17 protein-coding genes and 1 other RNA gene are annotated in these 16,370 nt (G+C 63.0%); 8 read left to right on the top strand and 10 right to left on the bottom strand.

Annotation, left to right across the window (positions count from 1 at the left end; translation table 11 throughout):
- From VJR29_00695 to VJR29_00680, 4 genes are all read left to right on the top strand, one after another.
- The coding region (locus VJR29_00695) for a branched-chain amino acid ABC transporter permease (GenBank protein ID HKY61911.1) at positions 1-364 on the top strand (364 nt) is incomplete at its 5' end.
- Complete coding sequence (locus VJR29_00690) at positions 364-1,323, top strand: branched-chain amino acid ABC transporter permease (GenBank protein HKY61910.1); 960 nt, start codon at positions 364-366, stop codon at positions 1,321-1,323. The genes VJR29_00695 and VJR29_00690, both read left to right, overlap by 1 nt.
- A gap of 1 nt (position 1,324) precedes the next feature.
- Positions 1,325-2,101, top strand: a complete 777-nt coding sequence (locus VJR29_00685; GenBank protein ID HKY61909.1) for an ABC transporter ATP-binding protein — start codon at positions 1,325-1,327, stop codon at positions 2,099-2,101.
- 96 nt (positions 2,102-2,197) lie between these two features.
- A complete protein-coding gene (locus tag VJR29_00680; protein ID HKY61908.1) occupies positions 2,198-2,917 on the top strand; it encodes an ABC transporter ATP-binding protein in 720 nt (239 codons plus the stop codon).
- A 6-nt stretch (positions 2,918-2,923) separates the two neighbouring features.
- Here VJR29_00680 and VJR29_00675 read toward each other — a convergent pair whose 3' ends face one another.
- The 6 genes from VJR29_00675 to VJR29_00650 all read right to left on the bottom strand — a co-directional run bounded on the left by VJR29_00675 (position 2,924) and on the right by VJR29_00650 (position 6,836).
- Complete coding sequence (locus VJR29_00675; GenBank protein HKY61907.1) at positions 2,924-3,508, bottom strand: ADP-ribosylation factor-like protein; 585 nt, start codon at positions 3,506-3,508, stop codon at positions 2,924-2,926.
- A gap of 183 nt (positions 3,509-3,691) precedes the next feature.
- On the bottom strand, positions 3,692-4,282 hold the full coding sequence (gene recR / locus VJR29_00670) for a recombination mediator RecR (GenBank protein HKY61906.1): 591 nt from the start codon (positions 4,280-4,282) through the stop codon (positions 3,692-3,694).
- Positions 4,282-4,590 carry a YbaB/EbfC family nucleoid-associated protein gene (locus VJR29_00665; GenBank protein ID HKY61905.1) on the bottom strand — a complete coding sequence of 103 codons (309 nt, stop codon included), beginning with the start codon at positions 4,588-4,590 and terminating at the stop codon, positions 4,282-4,284. Before VJR29_00665 ends, recR begins: the two co-directional genes overlap by 1 nt.
- A gap of 6 nt (positions 4,591-4,596) precedes the next feature.
- The gene (gene dnaX / locus VJR29_00660; protein HKY61904.1) at positions 4,597-6,162 is read right to left on the bottom strand and encodes a DNA polymerase III subunit gamma/tau; all 1,566 of its coding nucleotides are present in this window, start codon (positions 6,160-6,162) and stop codon (positions 4,597-4,599) included.
- A gap of 5 nt (positions 6,163-6,167) precedes the next feature.
- Positions 6,168-6,267: signal recognition particle sRNA small type (ffs, locus tag VJR29_00655), an RNA gene on the bottom strand.
- A gap of 68 nt (positions 6,268-6,335) precedes the next feature.
- Positions 6,336-6,836 carry a hypothetical protein gene (locus VJR29_00650; protein ID HKY61903.1) on the bottom strand — a complete coding sequence of 167 codons (501 nt, stop codon included), beginning with the start codon at positions 6,834-6,836 and terminating at the stop codon, positions 6,336-6,338.
- 173 nt (positions 6,837-7,009) lie between these two features.
- On the opposite strand from VJR29_00650, the gene glpK reads away from it, so the two are divergent.
- From glpK to VJR29_00635, 3 genes are all read left to right on the top strand, one after another.
- Positions 7,010-8,491: a glycerol kinase GlpK gene (gene glpK / locus VJR29_00645; protein ID HKY61902.1), complete on the top strand. Its 1,482-nt coding sequence runs from the start codon at positions 7,010-7,012 to the stop codon at positions 8,489-8,491.
- A gap of 95 nt (positions 8,492-8,586) precedes the next feature.
- On the top strand, positions 8,587-9,147 hold the full coding sequence (locus tag VJR29_00640) for a DUF1566 domain-containing protein (protein ID HKY61901.1): 561 nt from the start codon (positions 8,587-8,589) through the stop codon (positions 9,145-9,147).
- Positions 9,140-9,766, top strand: a complete 627-nt coding sequence (locus tag VJR29_00635; protein HKY61900.1) for a hypothetical protein — start codon at positions 9,140-9,142, stop codon at positions 9,764-9,766. The genes VJR29_00640 and VJR29_00635 overlap by 8 nt, the downstream gene beginning before the upstream one ends.
- Positions 9,767-9,807: 41 nt before the next feature.
- On the opposite strand, the gene rpe is transcribed toward VJR29_00635, so the two are convergent.
- The 4 genes from rpe to priA all read right to left on the bottom strand — a co-directional run bounded on the left by rpe (position 9,808) and on the right by priA (position 14,619).
- Complete coding sequence (gene rpe / locus VJR29_00630; GenBank protein ID HKY61899.1) at positions 9,808-10,467, bottom strand: ribulose-phosphate 3-epimerase; 660 nt, start codon at positions 10,465-10,467, stop codon at positions 9,808-9,810.
- A gap of 6 nt (positions 10,468-10,473) precedes the next feature.
- Positions 10,474-11,406, bottom strand: a complete 933-nt coding sequence (fmt, locus tag VJR29_00625; protein ID HKY61898.1) for a methionyl-tRNA formyltransferase — start codon at positions 11,404-11,406, stop codon at positions 10,474-10,476.
- A gap of 1 nt (position 11,407) precedes the next feature.
- Positions 11,408-11,929 carry a peptide deformylase gene (def, locus tag VJR29_00620; protein ID HKY61897.1) on the bottom strand — a complete coding sequence of 174 codons (522 nt, stop codon included), beginning with the start codon at positions 11,927-11,929 and terminating at the stop codon, positions 11,408-11,410.
- Between the two features lie 677 nt (positions 11,930-12,606).
- Entirely contained in the window at positions 12,607-14,619 is a 2,013-nt protein-coding gene (gene priA, locus VJR29_00615; protein HKY61896.1) for a primosomal protein N', read from the bottom strand.
- An 89-nt stretch (positions 14,620-14,708) separates the two neighbouring features.
- On the opposite strand from priA, the gene VJR29_00610 reads away from it, so the two are divergent.
- On the top strand, positions 14,709-16,349 hold the full coding sequence (locus tag VJR29_00610; protein HKY61895.1) for a hypothetical protein: 1,641 nt from the start codon (positions 14,709-14,711) through the stop codon (positions 16,347-16,349).
- The last annotated feature ends 21 nt before the right edge of the window (positions 16,350-16,370 follow it).

Genomic DNA, 16,370 nt, shown 5'->3' with positions numbered 1-16,370 from the left:
CTTCAGCCATACTGCCAGCCATTTGGTCGGCATTAACGTCAATCGGGTGATCAGTCTGACTTTCGTCTTCGGATCGATTTTGGCCGCCGCCGCCGGCATTTTGGTCGGGCTCTCCAATCCCAAGGTCGATCCGCTGATGGGCTTGATGCCGGGGCTCAAGGCCTTCGTCGCCGCGGTCTTAGGCGGCATCGGCAACATCCCCGGCGCCCTGATCGGGGGCCTCTTGATGGGCGTGGCCGAAACCCTGGTGGCCGGCTACCTCTCCAGCACCTATCGCAACGCCTTGGCCTTCGTGGTCTTGATCTTGATCTTGCTGATCAAGCCGAGCGGGCTCTTGGGCAAGAGCGGACAGGAGAAGGTCTGATGAAGCGGCTGCTCTTTCCCCTGCTTGTTCTCGCGGGGCTCTGGGGCCTGAACTGGCTCTTGGGCAGCTACCTCAATCCTTATTACCTACAAATCTTGGTCTACATCGGGATCAACATGGTCCTGGCCACCTCGCTCAACCTGATCAACGGCTACACCGGTCAGTTCAACCTGGGCCATGCCGGCTTCATGGCGGTGGGCGCCTATGCCTCGGCCGCCTTCAGCGTTTACTTCCACCCGGCCCTGCGCGCGGCCCTGGGCTTCATCCCCGAAGCGGCGCTGACGCCGCTGCTCTTTTTGCTTTCTTTGGCCTTCGGCGGCTTATTGGCCCTGATCGCCGGCCTGGCTATCGGCTTGCCGACCTTGCGGCTTCGCGGCGATTACCTGGCCATCGCCACCCTCGGCTTCGGTGAGATCGTCCTCGTCATCATCTATAATATGGACGTGGTCGGCGGGGCCCGCGGCTTCGCCGACATCCCGGCCTATGCCGATTTCTTCTGGGTCTTCGCTTTCGCCGCCCTCACCTTGTGGGTGGTGGGCCGGATGACCCGGGCTTCCAAGGGCCTGGCCTTTCTGGCGGTGCGCGAGGACGAAATCGCGACCGTTTCCTTGGGCATCTCCAACACTCGGGCCAAGGTGACGGCTTTCGCTATCGGCGCATTTTTCGCCGGCCTCGGCGGCGGCCTCTACGCCCACTACTTGAACTACCTCCACGTCAACAGCTTCTCCTTCCTCAAGTCGGTCGAGTTGGTGGTCATGGTGGTCCTGGGCGGCATGGGCAATCTCTGGGGCGTGGTCGCGGCCGCGGCCCTGCTCACCATCCTGCCCGAGGGGCTGCGCGGTTTCGCCGAGTGGCGAATGATCCTTTATAGTCTGTTGATCATCGTGACGATGCTGCTGCGCTCCAAGGGAATCTCTTGGAAGTTCTGGAGCCGCAAGCCGGCGGGGAGCGAGGCTTAGGATGGCGCTGCTCGAGGTCAAGAATTGCAGCATTGCCTTCGGCGGCCTCAAGGCCCTCTCGGGCCTCGACTTCAATCTCGATGCCCAAGAGCTGATGGGGATCATCGGCCCCAACGGCGCCGGCAAGACGACCTTCTTCAATTTGCTGACCGGCGTTTACGATCCGACCGAGGGCGAGATCTTCTTCGAAGGCAGCTTGATCAATCCCCTGATGCCGCATCAGATCAATCGCCTCGGCGTGGCTCGGACCTTTCAGAACATTCGGCTGTTTCCGGAGCTGAGCGTCCTCGACAACGTCCGGGTCGCCTTTCATCACCGCATCGGCTACTCGCTCTGGGACGCGGTGCTGGCCCGCCGGCGCTTCGCCGAGGAAGAAGAGCAAATCCGGCTCCAAGCCCTACGGCTGCTCGAGGGCTTTCATCTCGGCAAAATGAAGGACGAGCAGGCCAAGAACCTCTCCTACGGCGACCAGCGCCGGCTCGAGATGGTGCGGGCCCTGGCCACCCACCCCAAGCTGCTCCTGCTCGACGAGCCGGCGGCCGGGATGAACGCCTCGGAGAAGCGCGAGCTGATCCAGCTCATTCGCCGCCTTCACGGCGAGCTCAAGCTGGCGATCATCCTGATCGAGCACGACATGTCGGTGGTGATGAACCTCTGCCCGCGAATCCTGGTCTTGGATTACGGCATCCCCATCGCCGAGGGCCGGCCCGAGGAGATTCGGAGCAACCCCAAGGTCATCGAGGCCTATTTGGGGGAAAGAGTAGAACGCAGTGTTTAAGCACGGTGTCATCCTGAGCGAAGCGAAGGATCTCATACCCACCAAGGTGGAAGAGATCCTTCGTCGCTTCGCTCCTCAGGATGACAAGTTGACCCCATGCTCCTGATCGACGACCTCCATGTCCACTACGGCGCGGTCCATGCCCTCAAAGGCGTCAGCCTCCACGTCAAAGCCGGCGAGATCGTGACCTTGATCGGCAGCAACGGCGCCGGCAAGACGACCCTGGTCCGCACGGTCAGCGGGTTGATCCGGCCGAGCCGGGGCCGGCTTGAATATGAGACACCGGGGCTGCGGGTCGATTTGGCGCGGAGCCCGAGCCACGAGATCGTCCGCCAAGGCGTGGCCCAGGTGCCGGAGGGCCGGATGGTCTTCGCCAACTTGAGCGTGAAGGACAATTTGGAGCTCGGCGCCTACGGCCGGCGGGACCGCAAGAATTTCGGCTCCGACATGGAGCGGATCTTCCAGCTCTTCCCGCGCTTGAAAGAACGGATCGAGCAGAACGCCGGCACCCTAAGCGGCGGCGAGCAGCAGATGCTGGCCATCGGCCGGGCCCTGATGAGCCGGCCTTCGCTCCTGCTCCTGGACGAGCCCTCGCTGGGCATCGCCCCGGCCTTGGTCCAGCAGATCTTCAAGACCTTGGTCGAGATCAACCGCGAGGGCGCGACGATCTTCCTCATCGAGCAGGACGCCTTCTTGGCCCTCGAGACGGCCCACCGGGCCTACGTCCTCGAAACCGGTCAAATCACGATGGAAGGCAAGGCCTCCGACCTTTTGCAGGATCCTAAAATTCGGAAGGCCTATTTAGGGGAAGCCTAATGCCGGTCATCCGTTCTCGGCGTATTCGCGGATGACTTCTTTGGCGATGCGGCTGAAACCCTCGAAGACGCTTTCGCCCTTGGTGGCGATGGTCTCGAAGTCCGGCGCCTGGTGGGGATTGAGCAGCTTGCGCATCGCCTCGACGTTGGCGGCATTGGGCAAGTCGCGCTTGTTGTATTGGACCAGGAAGGGAATCGTATCCAAGCTCACGCCCTGCTCGGTGAGGTTGGTTTGGAGGCTGTCGAGCGAGCGGAGGTTGGCCTCCATTTGATCGACCGAGCTGTCGGCGACGAAGACCACGCCGTCGACGCCCTTCAAGATCAGCTTGCGGCTGTCCTCGTACAAAACCTGGCCCGGCACCGTGTACAGATGGAAGCGGGTCTTGTAGCCTTTGATCTCGCTCAGGAATAGCGGCATGAAGTCGAAGAACAGGGTCCGCTCATTCGACTCTTGGCGGATCATCTCGGCCTTCGATTTGCCCTTGGTCTTCTCGAAGAGATACTCCAGGCAGGTGGTTTTGCCGGACTGGGCCGGCCCGTAGTAGACGATCTTAAAATTGATCTCTTTGCTCTGATAATTGATGAAAGACATTTTATCCTACTCCGCAAATTCTTCGAATTTGCTGCGCGCTTTGGCCAAGCCAAAGCTTGCCGCGAATTCTAGGAAGGCGCTGGAAGGGCTGTCAAGCGCTGTAAATTGTGGGGGCGACCCTTGCGGGCGCCCGATCTGCAACGATGGCCATGCCCTTGCCCCGGGCAGGCGCAAGGCCTGCCCCTACAAAACCTGACGCCCTTCCAAGGCCTTCTTCAGGGTGAGCGGGTCGAGATACTCGATCCCGCTGCCCACCGGCACGCCCGAGGCGATGCGGGTGACCTTCATGCCGAGGGGTAGAAGGATTTTCTGCAGGTAGAGCGAGGTCGCCTCGCCCTCGACGTTGGGATTGGTGGCCAGGATCACTTCCTCGATGCCTTCCGGTGCCAAACGGCCGAGCAATTCCGAAATTTTCAGCTCATTGGGCCCGACCCCTTCCAGCGGCGAAATCGCGCCGTGCAAGATGTGGTAAAGGCCGCGGTAGCTTTGGCTCCGCTCGATGGCCAGCATGTCCTGCGGCGACTCCACGACCAGCAAGAGTCTCGGATCGCGTTTCGGGTCGGCGCAGAGCCGGCAGGGATTCTCCTCGGTCAAGTTTTGGCAGCGCCGGCAAAAGCCGACCTTCTCGTGGAGGGCGCCCAAGGCCGCGGCCAACTCGGTGGCGTAGCTCTTCTTCTGCCGCAGGATGAAGAAAGTCAGGCGGGTCGCCGTCTTCTCGCCGATGCCGGGCAGCTGGCTGAGGTAATGAATCAGAACTTCGATCGGAGAAGCCATCAGAAAAGTCCCGGCATCGACATCCCGCCCATCAGCGAGGACATTTCCTTCTGAATCTCGTCTTGGGCCCGGCGGTGGGCCTCGTTGACCGCGGCGATGACCAAATCCTGGAGCATGGCGACGTCGCTCTTGTCGACCACGTCGGGCTCGATCTTGAGCTCGAGCAATTCCTGCTTGCCGTTGACCTTGGCTGTCACCATGCCGCCGCCGCTCGAGGCCTCGAAGGTCATCTGGCTCAGGGCTTCCTGCTTCTGGGCCATCTCGCGTTGCATCTTCTGGGCCTGCTTCATGATCTTGTTCATGTCCATCGATCGTCACTCCTTAAGGCTGGCGTTGAGAATCTCCATCGCTTGCTGAACCACCGGATCGAGCGGCGCCGGCGGCGGACCCGAGGACGAGGCCGGCGAGCGCGGCCGGCCGGCTTCCTCGCTCTTCAACTCGACCTTGACCGGGGCGCCGAGCTCCTCGCTCAAGGCTTCGGCCAGGGCCTGGCGCTTCTCGGCGAACATCTCGCCGATCGGACCGGGGGCGAAGGCGACGATGAAGCGGTGGCCCTCCCAGGTTTGGGAGAGGGCCGAATCGAGCAAGGCCTTGATCTGGGGTTTCTTGCGGAGCACCCGGTCGAGCAGCCCATTGTCGGAGCTGCTCACCTTAGCCGAGCGCTCCGCTTCCACCCCACCGCTTGCCGCATTACCCCCCTTTGAAAAAGGGGGGCCAGGGGGGATTTTCCCCAAACCGGCTCCACTACCTACCAGCGCCTTCCCCCCCAAGACCGCCGCCAAAGACTGAAAAGGATGCCCATGGACCAGCTTCACCACCAAGAGATCGAAGAGGATCTTCGGCGAGTCGCTTCGCGCCATCTCTTCCGAGGCCCGGTAAACCGTCTGAAAGGCGACTTGGAGGTCGGCCAGCTCCACCGGCTCGACGGTCTTCTGCATCACCGCCAGCGCGTCTTTTAAAACGCCTTCGCCCAAGGTCTCGGGACCGGCGGCCTTGAGCAGGGTCAAGTCATGGAGGTATTGGACCCATTGGAGCGCGATCTGGCGGAGGTCGAAGCCGCGGCGATAGAGGTCTTCGACCTTGGCCAAGGCCTCGCTCAAGCGGCCGGCGAGGCAATCGGCGCTCAGATCCTCGATGGCGCCGGCGCCGGCCAGGCCCAGCATCTCATGAATCTTGGCCAGCTCGAGCCGGCCGCCGCAGAGGCCGATCGCCATGTCGAGCAGACTTTGGGAATCGCGCATCGAGCCCTCGGCCGCTCGAGCCAAGAGCTCGAGGCTGGCCTCGTCGGCTTGGACCTTCTCCTCCCGGCAAATCTTGGCCAGGTGCTCGGCGATCTTGGCCTGGGGAATCCGGCGGAGGTCGAAACGCTGGCAGCGCGAGAGGATGGTCACCGGGATCTTGTGGGCCTCGGTGGTCGCGAACAGAAACAGGACGTGGGGCGGCGGCTCCTCCAAGGTCTTGAGCAAGGCGTTGAAGGCCGCGTTCGAGAGCATGTGGACTTCGTCGATGATGTAGATCTTGTAGCGGCCGGCGGCCGGCAGGTACTTCACCTGCTCGCGCAGCTCCCGGACGCTCTCGACGCTGGTATTGCTGGCGCCGTCGATCTCGATGACGTCGAGGAAGTTGCCCTGGGTGATGGAGCGGCAGTTGGAGCATTGGTTACAGGGCGTGGCCGTCGGCCCTTGCTCGCAGCTCAGGGCCTTGGCGAAAACCCGGGCCAGCGAGGTCTTGCCGGTTCCGCGGGCGCCGGTCAGCAGATAGGCGTGGTGGATCCGGGACTTCTGGATGGCGTTCTTCCAAGTCTGGGTGACGTGCTCCTGTCCGATCACTTCGTCGAAGCTTTGGGGGCGATATTTCCTGGCGAGAACTTGGTAGGACATAAAAAAGCGGCCGGGTGGGTCTCGCTGCGCAAACGGAACCGTTACCGTTGCTTCCTTCCGGACCTGGCGGGATTCGCGGTCCTCATTTCGCGCGAGGACCCGGCCATCCCGGGGAATAGGACAGAAGAATCGGAGAGGCAAGGCCGGATTTTCATGCCGAAAATCGCCGGAAATCAGCGGCCGAGCGCGCGCAGCACCCGGGCGGCGCCGCGGGCGGCGGCGCCGGCGACGCTGCCCACCAGGGCGCCGGCGAGCGCCAAGGCGCTGCCAACCGGACCACCGTCGAGGCTAGCGCCCGACGAAGGCTGGGGGTGAGGGGCGGCCGGCGGATGAAGTGGAATGTCTTGACCCTGCGGCCGGCCGGCCGGCGGAGTCGGCTGATTGCGCGGCGAACCGGGTTGAGCCGGCGAGCGCCGCAGATTCGAGTGACGGCGATTCAGCTGTTCCAGCCGCTGGCGAAGCCGCGGGAAGCGCTCGAAGAGATCGAGATTGGGGATGCGGCGGATGACCTCGAGGCATTCTCGGGTTTCGGCCACGTAACTGCTCCGGGTCACCGGGTCCTCGACCAGGCGGTGGACCGTCACGCAAGGCTCGGCCGGAGCTTCGCAAATCGGCTCGATCCGGCGGAAAGTCTCAATACAAACAGGGGCTTGGGAGGAAGAAGGGGGCGTCATTGGAAACTCCTATCGCGCCCCGCGCTGGATAAGGGTTTATCGGCGCCGATGAAAAGGGGTTGTGAAAAGAAAAAGCAACCCGGCTTCGGATTGCTTCCCGATTTTCCGCTTGGTCGTGAACCTCGCTTTATATTAGGCCTTCCTGGAATTTTCCCATTTTCAAAGGAGCCCTCATGTCCGATCTCGTCATGGCCATCGACCAAGGCACCACCGGCACCACCGTCCTGATCCTCGATCAGCATCTCAATCTCCTCGCCAAGAAGAACAACGAGTTCACCCAGCACTACCCGGCCCAGGGCTGGGTCGAGCACGACCTCGACGAAATTTGGAACGGGACGGTGAAGACCATCGGCGAAGCCATTCAATTGGCCGGCATCGATCCGGCCCGGATCAAGGCCATCGGCATCACCAACCAGCGCGAGACCACCGGGATCTGGGAGCGCAGCGGGGGCAAGCCGATCCGCCACGCCATCGTCTGGCAGGACCGGCGGACCGCCGACTTCTGCAACCAGCTCAAGAAGAAGCCGGGCATGGAAGCCAAGATCCGCAAGAAAACCGGCCTGGTCATCGACGCCTATTTCAGCGGGACCAAGATCAAGTGGCTGCTCGACCACGTTCCCGGCGCCCGAGCCCGGGCCAAGTCGGGCGAGCTGGCCTTCGGCACCATCGACACCTTCTTGGTCTGGCGCTTGAGCGGCGGCAAGGCCCACGTCACCGACGTGTCCAACGCCTCGCGAACCCTGCTGCTCAACCTGAAAAGCCTGGAATGGGATCCGGAGCTGCTCAAGATCTTCTCGGTTCCCGAAAAATTGCTGCCGCGGGTGGCCTCAAGCTCCGAAATCTACGCCCACACCAAGGGCGTCCCCGGCCTGCCCGACGGCATCCCGATCTCGGGCATGGCCGGCGACCAACAGGCCGCCCTCTTCGGCCAGGCCTGCTTCGAAGCCGGCTCGGCTAAGTGCACCTTCGGCACCGGCTCCTTCATCTTGATGAACACCGGCAGCAAGATCGTCGCCAGCAAGAACAAGATGCTGACCACCGTGGCCTGGAAGATCGGCAAGAAAGTTTGCTACGCCCTCGAAGGCTCGGCCTTCATCGCCGGCGCGGCGGTGCAATGGCTCCGCGACGGCTTGAAGACCATCGACTCGGCGCCCCAGATCGAGGCCCTGGCCTCCTCGGTGCCGGATTCCGGCGGCGTCACCTTCGTCCCGGCCCTGGTCGGGCTGGGCGCGCCCCACTGGCGGCAGGAGGCCCGCGGCCTGATCAGCGGCCTGACCCGCGCCACCTCCCGGGCCCATCTCGCCCGCGCCACCTTGGAAGGCATCGCCTTTCTCCAGTACGACATTCTCCAAGCCATGGCCAAGGACTTGGGCAAGAAGCTCAAGGTCTTGAAGGTCGACGGCGGGGCCTCGGTCAACAACCTCCTGATGCAGTTCTTGGCCGATATCCTCCGGGTCGAGATCGTCCGCCCCAAAATGGTCGAAACCACCGGCCTCGGTGCCGCATTTTTAGCCGGCTTGGCCGTCGGCGTCTGGAAGTCCGAGAAGGACATCCAGAAAAGCTGGGTCAAAGACCGGGATTTCAAACCGTCCATGTCGACATCCGCCGCAAAGCATCATATCGATCGCTGGCTGATGGCGGTCAAAGCTGCCTAAAAACCCGGGAATGGGAATTGACAAGAGTGCCTCTCTCCTGGAAAATTTGGGGGTAGGGGTTTCATTCAATCCATTCACGTTTACCTGGGGGCTTCATGCATTGCTTTTTTGTTCGTCCAGCCAAGCTAGTTCGGGCTTGTGTCTTCGCCTTTCTCTTCTTCGCAGCCGGTTCGCTCCACGCCGGCAATAAACCTTGGGCCTATATCGCCGATGCGACCAAGCGCTTCGTGGTGCTGCCCGAATTTTACAATCTGGCGGTGCTCGATCGCAGCACCGGCTTGATCTGGACGAAGGAGCCGCACGGCGCCATCACCCATTGGACCAATGCTGTCAGCGTTTGCTACATCAACTCGGTCGGAGCCGAGCCCAACGGCCGGCACGGGATTGCCGGCTGGCGCTTGCCCCGCCCTTCGGAGCTGCTCAGCCTCCTGGAGTTAAGAGTTTCATGCAGCCCCGGCGGTTGCGGAGCCAGCTATGAGCTTCCGGCCGGCCATCCTTTTACCCTGGAATCCAACACCCTGTTTTGGAGTTCCGAGCCCACCTTGACCGACACCGCCTCGGGCGAGCCCGGTGCTTGGATCGTCGACGTCCTGGGTGGCGGAGCCATCGAGCATCCGCGGGAAGAAGACGCCGGAGTATGGTGCGTGCGTGGCTAAACTAGCTCTCTTCTTTTTGCTGTCCTTGGTTTTCCTGCCTTTGCCCGAGGCCGAAGCGTCGGACTTCTGCGGCAACTTCCTTTGCGCCTGCGGCGACGGCGAAGCCGCCGACACTTGCCCGAGCGACTGCGGCGATTGCGGCGATCTGCTCTGCCAGCCCTATGAAGATCCCGACTCCTGCCCGCTGGATTGCGGCCCCTGCGGCGACCTGCTCTGCGACGGCATCGAGAACCACGTCACTTGCCCCGAGGACTGCCCCCAGATTTGCGGCGATTTGATCTGCGAGCCGGGCGAGGAGGCCTGCGAGGTTGATTGCGACAGCGCGGTCGTGGCCTGCGAGGTCGTCGAGCCCAGTCCCAGCCCCAGTCCGAGCCCCAGCGAGGGTCCCGGCCCCGATCCGAGCGAAGATCCGGATGGGGATCCCGACGGCGACGGAATTCCCAGCGAGGGCGAGGACGGTCAAGCCGACAATTGCCCGAACAAGGCCAATCCCGAGCAGTTCGATCGGGATGGCGACGGCGTCGGCGACGCCTGCGACTCCACGCCCACCGGCGGCAACCCGCTCGACGGAGCCGAATTCGGCGGCGGCGGCGGTTGCTCGCTGAATCTTCGGCGTTAAATTTTCCCGAATTTCCCCCTTTGAAAAAGAAGGGTAAGAGATCAGCCGGCCAGGGCTTGGCGCATCTTGCGGATGGTCGCGGCGTAGTCGCCGCCGTTGAAGATCGCCGAGCCGGCCACGAACCAATCGACGCCGGCTCTGGAAACTTCGGCGATGTTCTCGACCTTGATGCCGCCGTCGACTTCGATCTGAAAAGAGAAGCCGTGCTCGCGGCGAATCTTGTCGAGCTCCTCGACCTTCTTGAAGGCGGCCGGGATGAACTTTTGGCCGCCGAAGCCGGGATTGACCGTCATCACCAAGATGAAATCGACTTCGTCGAGGATGTAACCCATCGACGCCACCGGCGTGTGCGGATTGAGCGCGACGCCGGCCTTGGCTCCGAGGCTGCGGATCAATTGAATCGAACGGTGGAGATGGCGCGAAGCCTCGACGTGGACGCTGACGTAGTTGGCGCCGGCCTTGATGAAATCGGCGACGAATTGATCGGGGTGGTCGATCATCAAGTGGGCGTCGATCGGAAGCTTGGTGATCTTGCGCACCGATTCCAGGACCAAGGGGCCGACCGTGATGTTGGGCACGAAATGGCCGTCCATCACGTCGAAGTGGATGATGTCGGCGCCGGCGGCCTCGACCGCGCGAACCTCTTCGGCCAAGCGCGAGAAATCGGCGGAAAGAATGGATGGGGCAATGAGTTTGGCCATAAAATTTTAAGAAAAGACGAGCTCGGTTGCGGCCAAGCCTCGCATAAAATCGGCGGCGTTCAAAACGCTTTTTCCCTCCGGCTTGAGCCGCCGAATTTCGAGGGCGCCTTGACCGGTCGCCACCAAGATTCGGCCGCCGGAACCCGGCCAGAGGCTGCCCGGCTTGAGGGCGGCGGCCGGCTCGGCCGGGGCCAGCTCGCTGAGCACGATTCGTTTGCCGTTCAAGAACGTGAAGGCCCCCGGCCAAGGCGTCAGCCCGCGATAGCGGTTGTAAATTTCGGCCGCCGGCCGGGTCCAATCGACTCGGCCCTCCTCCTTATGGAGCAAGGGGGCTAGGCTGGCTTCGGCCTCGTTTTGGGGCGTCGGATGGATATTGCCCCGTTCCAATCCGGCCACGGTCTGGACCAAGGCCTGGGCGCCCAAGTCGGCCAAGCGGCCGGCGAGGGAGCCGGCGGTGTCGGCCGGCAAAATCGGCTCGCTCCATTGGAGGAGGATCGGCCCGGTGTCGAGGCCTTCGTCCATCACGATGGTCGTCACCCCGCTCTCCGCTTGGCCCTCGATCAGGGCGTAGGCCACGCAGGCAGCGCCGCGGTATTTGGGCAAGAGCGAAAAATGCAGATTGACGCAGCAGATTTCGGGAATCCGCAAAACCTCGGGCGGCAGGATTTTTCCATAGGCGACGACCACGATCAGCTCGGGCTCCAGCCGGCGCAGGCTTTCGACGAAGTCGGGGTTGGCTTTGATTTTCTCGGGTTGCAAGACCGGAAGCCCGAGCGCTTCGGCCGCCACCTTCACCGCCGGCGGGCTCAGGACCTGGCCCCGGCCCTTGGGCTTGTCGGGCTGGGTGACGACCGCCAGGCCTTGATGGCCGGCGCTCTGCAAAGCCTGCAGCGAGGGCACCGCGATTTCGGGCGAACCCATGAAGACGTAACGGGCCATGCTAGCGCACCACCGTTTGGCCCTTCTTCACCTTGTCGCGATAGAGGTCCTGCTTGAGCCGGCTCAGCTTGTCGAGGATGAGGATGCCGTCCATGTGATCGACCTCATGCTGCAAGGCCACCGCCAGCAAATCCTGTCCCTCGAGGGTGACGGCTTGGCCTTGGCGGTCGAGGGCCTCGACCACGACCCGTTGGGCCCGCTTCACCGGCACGACCAAATCGGGACAGCTCAGGCAGCCTTCCTCCCAAACCACCTCGCCTTCGCGCAGCGTGAAGCTGGGATTGATGACGACCTTGGGGTCGCGCACGATCAGCTCACCCTCGTTGATCCCGACGTCGAGCACCATCATCCGCTTCAAGACGCCGATCTGGACCGCCGCCAGGCCCACGCCCGGCGCGGCGTACATCGTGTGGAACATCTCGTCGAGCAGCTCTTGAAAATAAGCCTTGCCGATCTCCTCGGGATCCACCGGCTGGGATTTCTCGCGGAGGCGCTTGTCGGGGTATTTCAGGATTTCGAGCATAGTCTATTCATCCTACAGCCAAGACCCCGTAGCAAGGGGCTTTAGCCCCGCCATTTCCAAGTCCATCGTTTCGCGCAAGCGGGGGACTAAAGCCCCTTGCTACAAGATTTGGCACTGAACTTGTACTCCCGTAGCCAGGAGCTTCAGCCCCGCTCGTATGGCAGGACCAAGACTCAAATTTAATTACCAAGGAGAATGGGCCTATGCCCTAACGGTTTGCTGCATGGGCAAACAATCCAAATTTATAGAGGACTCGGTTGTCCAAGCTTGCATCAAATTCTTAAAACAAGCGTGCGAAAAGTATAAGTTTGAGATTTGGTGCTATTGTTTCATGCCCGATCATCTTCATCTATTGTTGCGGGGAGGCTCCCTTTTTTCGGATTTAAAGAAGTGCATCGAACTTTTCAAACAGTTAAGTGGTTTTTGGTACAAGCAAACCCATCGAGAATCCCTCTGGCAAGGGAGTTATTACGATCAAGTCATCGCTCGGGAAGAAAAGCTCGAGCCTTTCGTGCGGTACATATTAGAAAACCCTGTGCGCGCAGGTCTGGTGAAAGATTACCGGAACTATCCGTTTTCCGGATCCTTGGTTTTTAATATCGAACGATTGATCTAGGAAAGGCGGGGCTAAAGCCCCTTGCTACAATTCTGCAGCCAGGGCCTTAGTCCCGCTTCCTTTAAAACGAGCCCGCCGGATCGACGTCGACGTGAAGGGACACTCCGGCGGCCAACGACTTCTCCAGCCGGCCCAACTTTTCCTCGAGGACCCGCCGCATCGCTTCGTATTTCGAAGTCCGCAGCAAAAGCTGCCAACGGTATTTGCCCCGGAGCTTTTCCAGGGCCGACTTCGAGGGGCCCAGAACCTTCACTTCGGGGTGGCGGGCGAAAAGGGTCCGCAGGTCTTCGGCGAGTTTTCGGGCGGCTTGCTCGACCTTGCCGGCTTGGTTGCCGCTGAGCCGCAGCAAAACCAGCCGCCGGAAGGGCGGATACTCGGCTTCCCGCCGATGCTCCCGCTCATGGAGAAAGAAGCGATGAGGGTCCTGCTCCAAGGCCGCGGCAATGGCGTAATGCTCGGGCCGAAAAGTCTGGAGAAAGACTTCGCCCGGCAGGTCGTGGCGGCCGGCCCGGCCCGCGACTTGGGTGACCAGCTGGAAGAGTCGCTCGGCCGAACGGAAATCGGGCTGATGCAAGGTGCTGTCGGCCAACAAGATGCCAACCAAGGTCAGTTGCTTGAAGTCGTGGCCTTTCGCCACCAACTGGGTTCCGACCAAAATGTCGATCTCGCCCTTCGCGAAGCTGGTCAGGATCTCCTCGGTCCGCTGGCGGCTCAGGCTGACGTCGCGGTCGAGTCGGGCGATGCGGCGGCCGGGGTGGAGCCGGGCCAGCGCTTCTTCCAGCCGCTCGGTGCCGCTGCCCATGGCCTGCAGCTCCTCGTCCGAGCATCGCGGGCAGCGTTCCGGCGGCGGCGCCCGGAACTCGCAATAATGACAAACCATCGCGGCCGGCCGCTTGTGATAGGTGAGAGCGATCTCGCAGTTCGGGCAATTCGGCGCCTCGCCGCAGCCCCGGCAAAGCAAAAAGGGGGCGAAGCCGCGGCGGTTGAGAAAAAGCAGGGCCTGCTCGCCGCGGGCCAAGGTCGCCGCCAAGGCGGCCGCCAAGCTCGGGCTGAGCAAGGTCTCGGGATCGGCCGCTTCTTTTTTCAAGTCGACCAGGTGAATTTTGGGCAGAGCGCCGCGGGTCGCCCGGTCCGGCAAATGCAAAAGACGGTATTTGCCGCTTTCGGCATTCTCCAGGCTTTCCAAGGAAGGGGTCGCCGAGCCCAAGACCACCGGAATCCCCTCCTCCCGCGCCCGCAGCACCGCCAGGTCCCGGCCTTGATAGCGAAAGCGCTCCTCCTGCTTGTAGCTCGAGTCGTGCTCCTCATCGACGACCACCAAGCCCAAGTCTTGGAGCGGCAAGGCCAGCGCCGAGCGGGTGCCAACCAGGATCCGGAGCTCGCCGCTTCGGGCTTGGATCCAAGTCTTCAGCCTCTGAGCCTCGGTCATGGCCGAATGGTAGGAGCCGACAACGGCTCCGAAGCGAGCGGCGAAGCGCCCCACCGTCTGGGGGGTCAGGGCGATCTCGGGCACCAGGATGAGAGCCGAGCGTCCGCGGCCGAGGAGCTCGGCGCAAAGCCGTAGATAGACCTCGGTCTTGCCGCTGCCGGTGATGCCGTGCAGGAGGTAAGCCTGGAAGCCTTCGGGGCCGGCCAGGATCGCCTCGATCGCGGCGTTCTGCTCGGCATTGGGCTCGGGCAGCGAAAGCGTTTCGAGGGCGGGAATGGGGCGAAGCCGAGCCTTGGCCGGGTCGGGACTCTTGGTCTTGAGCAGGGCCGGCGGGAGGAAGGCCCGGAGGGCCTCACCGGGCGGGGCCAAGTAATGGCCGATGCTCCATTGCAGAACCCGAAGCAAGGGCGGCGAAAGATCCCAAATCTCCGGCAGCCGGGCGCTGAGCGGCTTGATCTCCGCCAGATCCGGATCGGGCTGGACCCGGGTCGCCGCCACGATGCCCACGCTCTGCCGTCGGCCCAAGGGCGCCACCACCAATGAGCCGGGCCGCAGGGCAGGCCAATCGGCCGGCACCGCATAGGTGAAGGCCAGCCGCCGCGGGACCGGTAGCCAGACCGAGACGTAATGGGAGGCCGCTTCCATTCGCCGGATCTCTACGAACCCCAGGGCTCCCGACGCAAGCCTCTTGTCGCGGCACAACCTTTTGAGCTGGACTTCGACAAGGCGATAGAATGGTCATTGGCATTCGGGGGCCAAGCCAATTGAATTTGCCGGAGCTGGCCGCTTTGGATCGCGAGCGCGATCCCGAATTGCGCGGCGAGGCTTTGCTCGACTTAGCGCGGCGGATCGCCCGGCGCGAGGACCCCGAGCCCGCCGCTTCGCTTTATGGCGAGCTGAGCCAAGACCCGTCGCTTCCGGTCGCGGTTCGCCAACGGGCCCGCGCGCGCCTGGCCGCGTTGCGCGGCGAAGGCGACCTAAGCTCCTCGACTGAAATCTTCCTCAGCCGTTTTTTCCAACAAGTCACCGACCCGGCCGCCCTTTTCGCCATGACCGTCGCCGGCACCGCCTTTCACAGCGTTCGTTGGCTGGCTCTGGGTCGACTGGCGGCCAATCCTGCCGCCAACCTTTTCACTCGGGGTTTCGGCGCTCGGGCCCTCGCCGGCCTGGCCGGCTTCGCCGTCGAAGCGCCGGCCTTTCCGCTGGCCGCTCGGCTGGGCGGCTGGGCCCGGGGCCGGCCCTCGGAATGGAGCGCCCCGCTCTTGGAAAGGGAGCTAGCCGCAAGCTTCTTGATGTTGGGCGCTTTGCGGGCCGGCGGGCTCGTTTCCGGCAGCCTGGCTCCCCACAGCGGCGTAGGGAGGCCGGCGATCCAGCAGGCCGGAATGTTCGGCGGCATCCTCCTCGGCCGAGAATTGGAGACTCGGGCCGGCTGGCGCGAGCGGAGCGGCGGAGCGGTCGCGCTGGTCGATTCACTCTCGACTCTCTTGGTTTTCAATGCGGCCGGCCGGCTGAGCCGCCAGCTCGCCGGCGCGGGGCTGCGGCGCTGGGAAATTCGAACCGAGAGCCAGAGCGCGGCCCTGAGCCGAAGCTTTCCGGATCTATTCGGACCCTTGCCGCCGGCTTTGGCGCCTGCCGGTCAAAGCCCCGCGCTCGGTCGAAGCGATGCATTCCGGGGTCTCGAGATCACCCTGATGCAGGGCGGCAGCGGCAATGACGGTTCCTCTCGCCCGAGGGGCGGAGCCAAGGTCGTTTCGCTGGAGGAGTACCGCCGCCGAATCTCTCAATCCCCGGCGCGGCCGGCCCAAGATGAAATAAGCCAACCCAATCCCGCAGACCAGCCCGCGCGCTCCGACCGGCTCGCCCTGTCTTATACCCGCGAAGATTGGCTGAGTCAGCTGCGGACGGCGATGATCCTTTGGTTGGCCGAAACGCCCATCCCGCCGGACCGGGAATTCCGCGCCCTCCGCGAGCGTTTGGCCAGCCATTCGCCCGAGCTCACCACCACTTTGGGAGTATTGGCGATCCGCCGACCGGTAGCGGCTCAGTTGCTCGCCGTTCGGCTCAACCTGGTCCGCGATGGCTCCTGGCTCCGGCTTTCGCCCAAACTGCGGGAGGCCACCGGCGAGCGCCTTCGGGACCGCTATCCCGATGAGGTCGAGCGCCATGAAATCTTCCAGCTCGGCTTGGAACGCTACTTGGAAGCCATCGACTTCGCCGGCCATCCCCGGTCGGCCCTCCGGCTGAATCCGGCCGAATCCCGCCGGATCTTCGAGCGGCTGCCGGCCGAGCTCGCCGAAGCCTGGCGCGATCCGCTGTTGACCGACGAGCAGTTCCGGCACCTTTCCTGGTGGCTCGGCATCTTTGACCGGCATTAACCGGCTTCCCCTCCCGTTTAT

The sequence above is a fragment of the bacterium genome, from assembly GCA_035281585.1.
In the GTDB taxonomy this organism is placed as follows: Bacteria; UBA10199; UBA10199; order DSSB01; family DSSB01; genus DATEDP01.
This window is presented reverse-complemented; position numbering and strand designations above follow the sequence as displayed.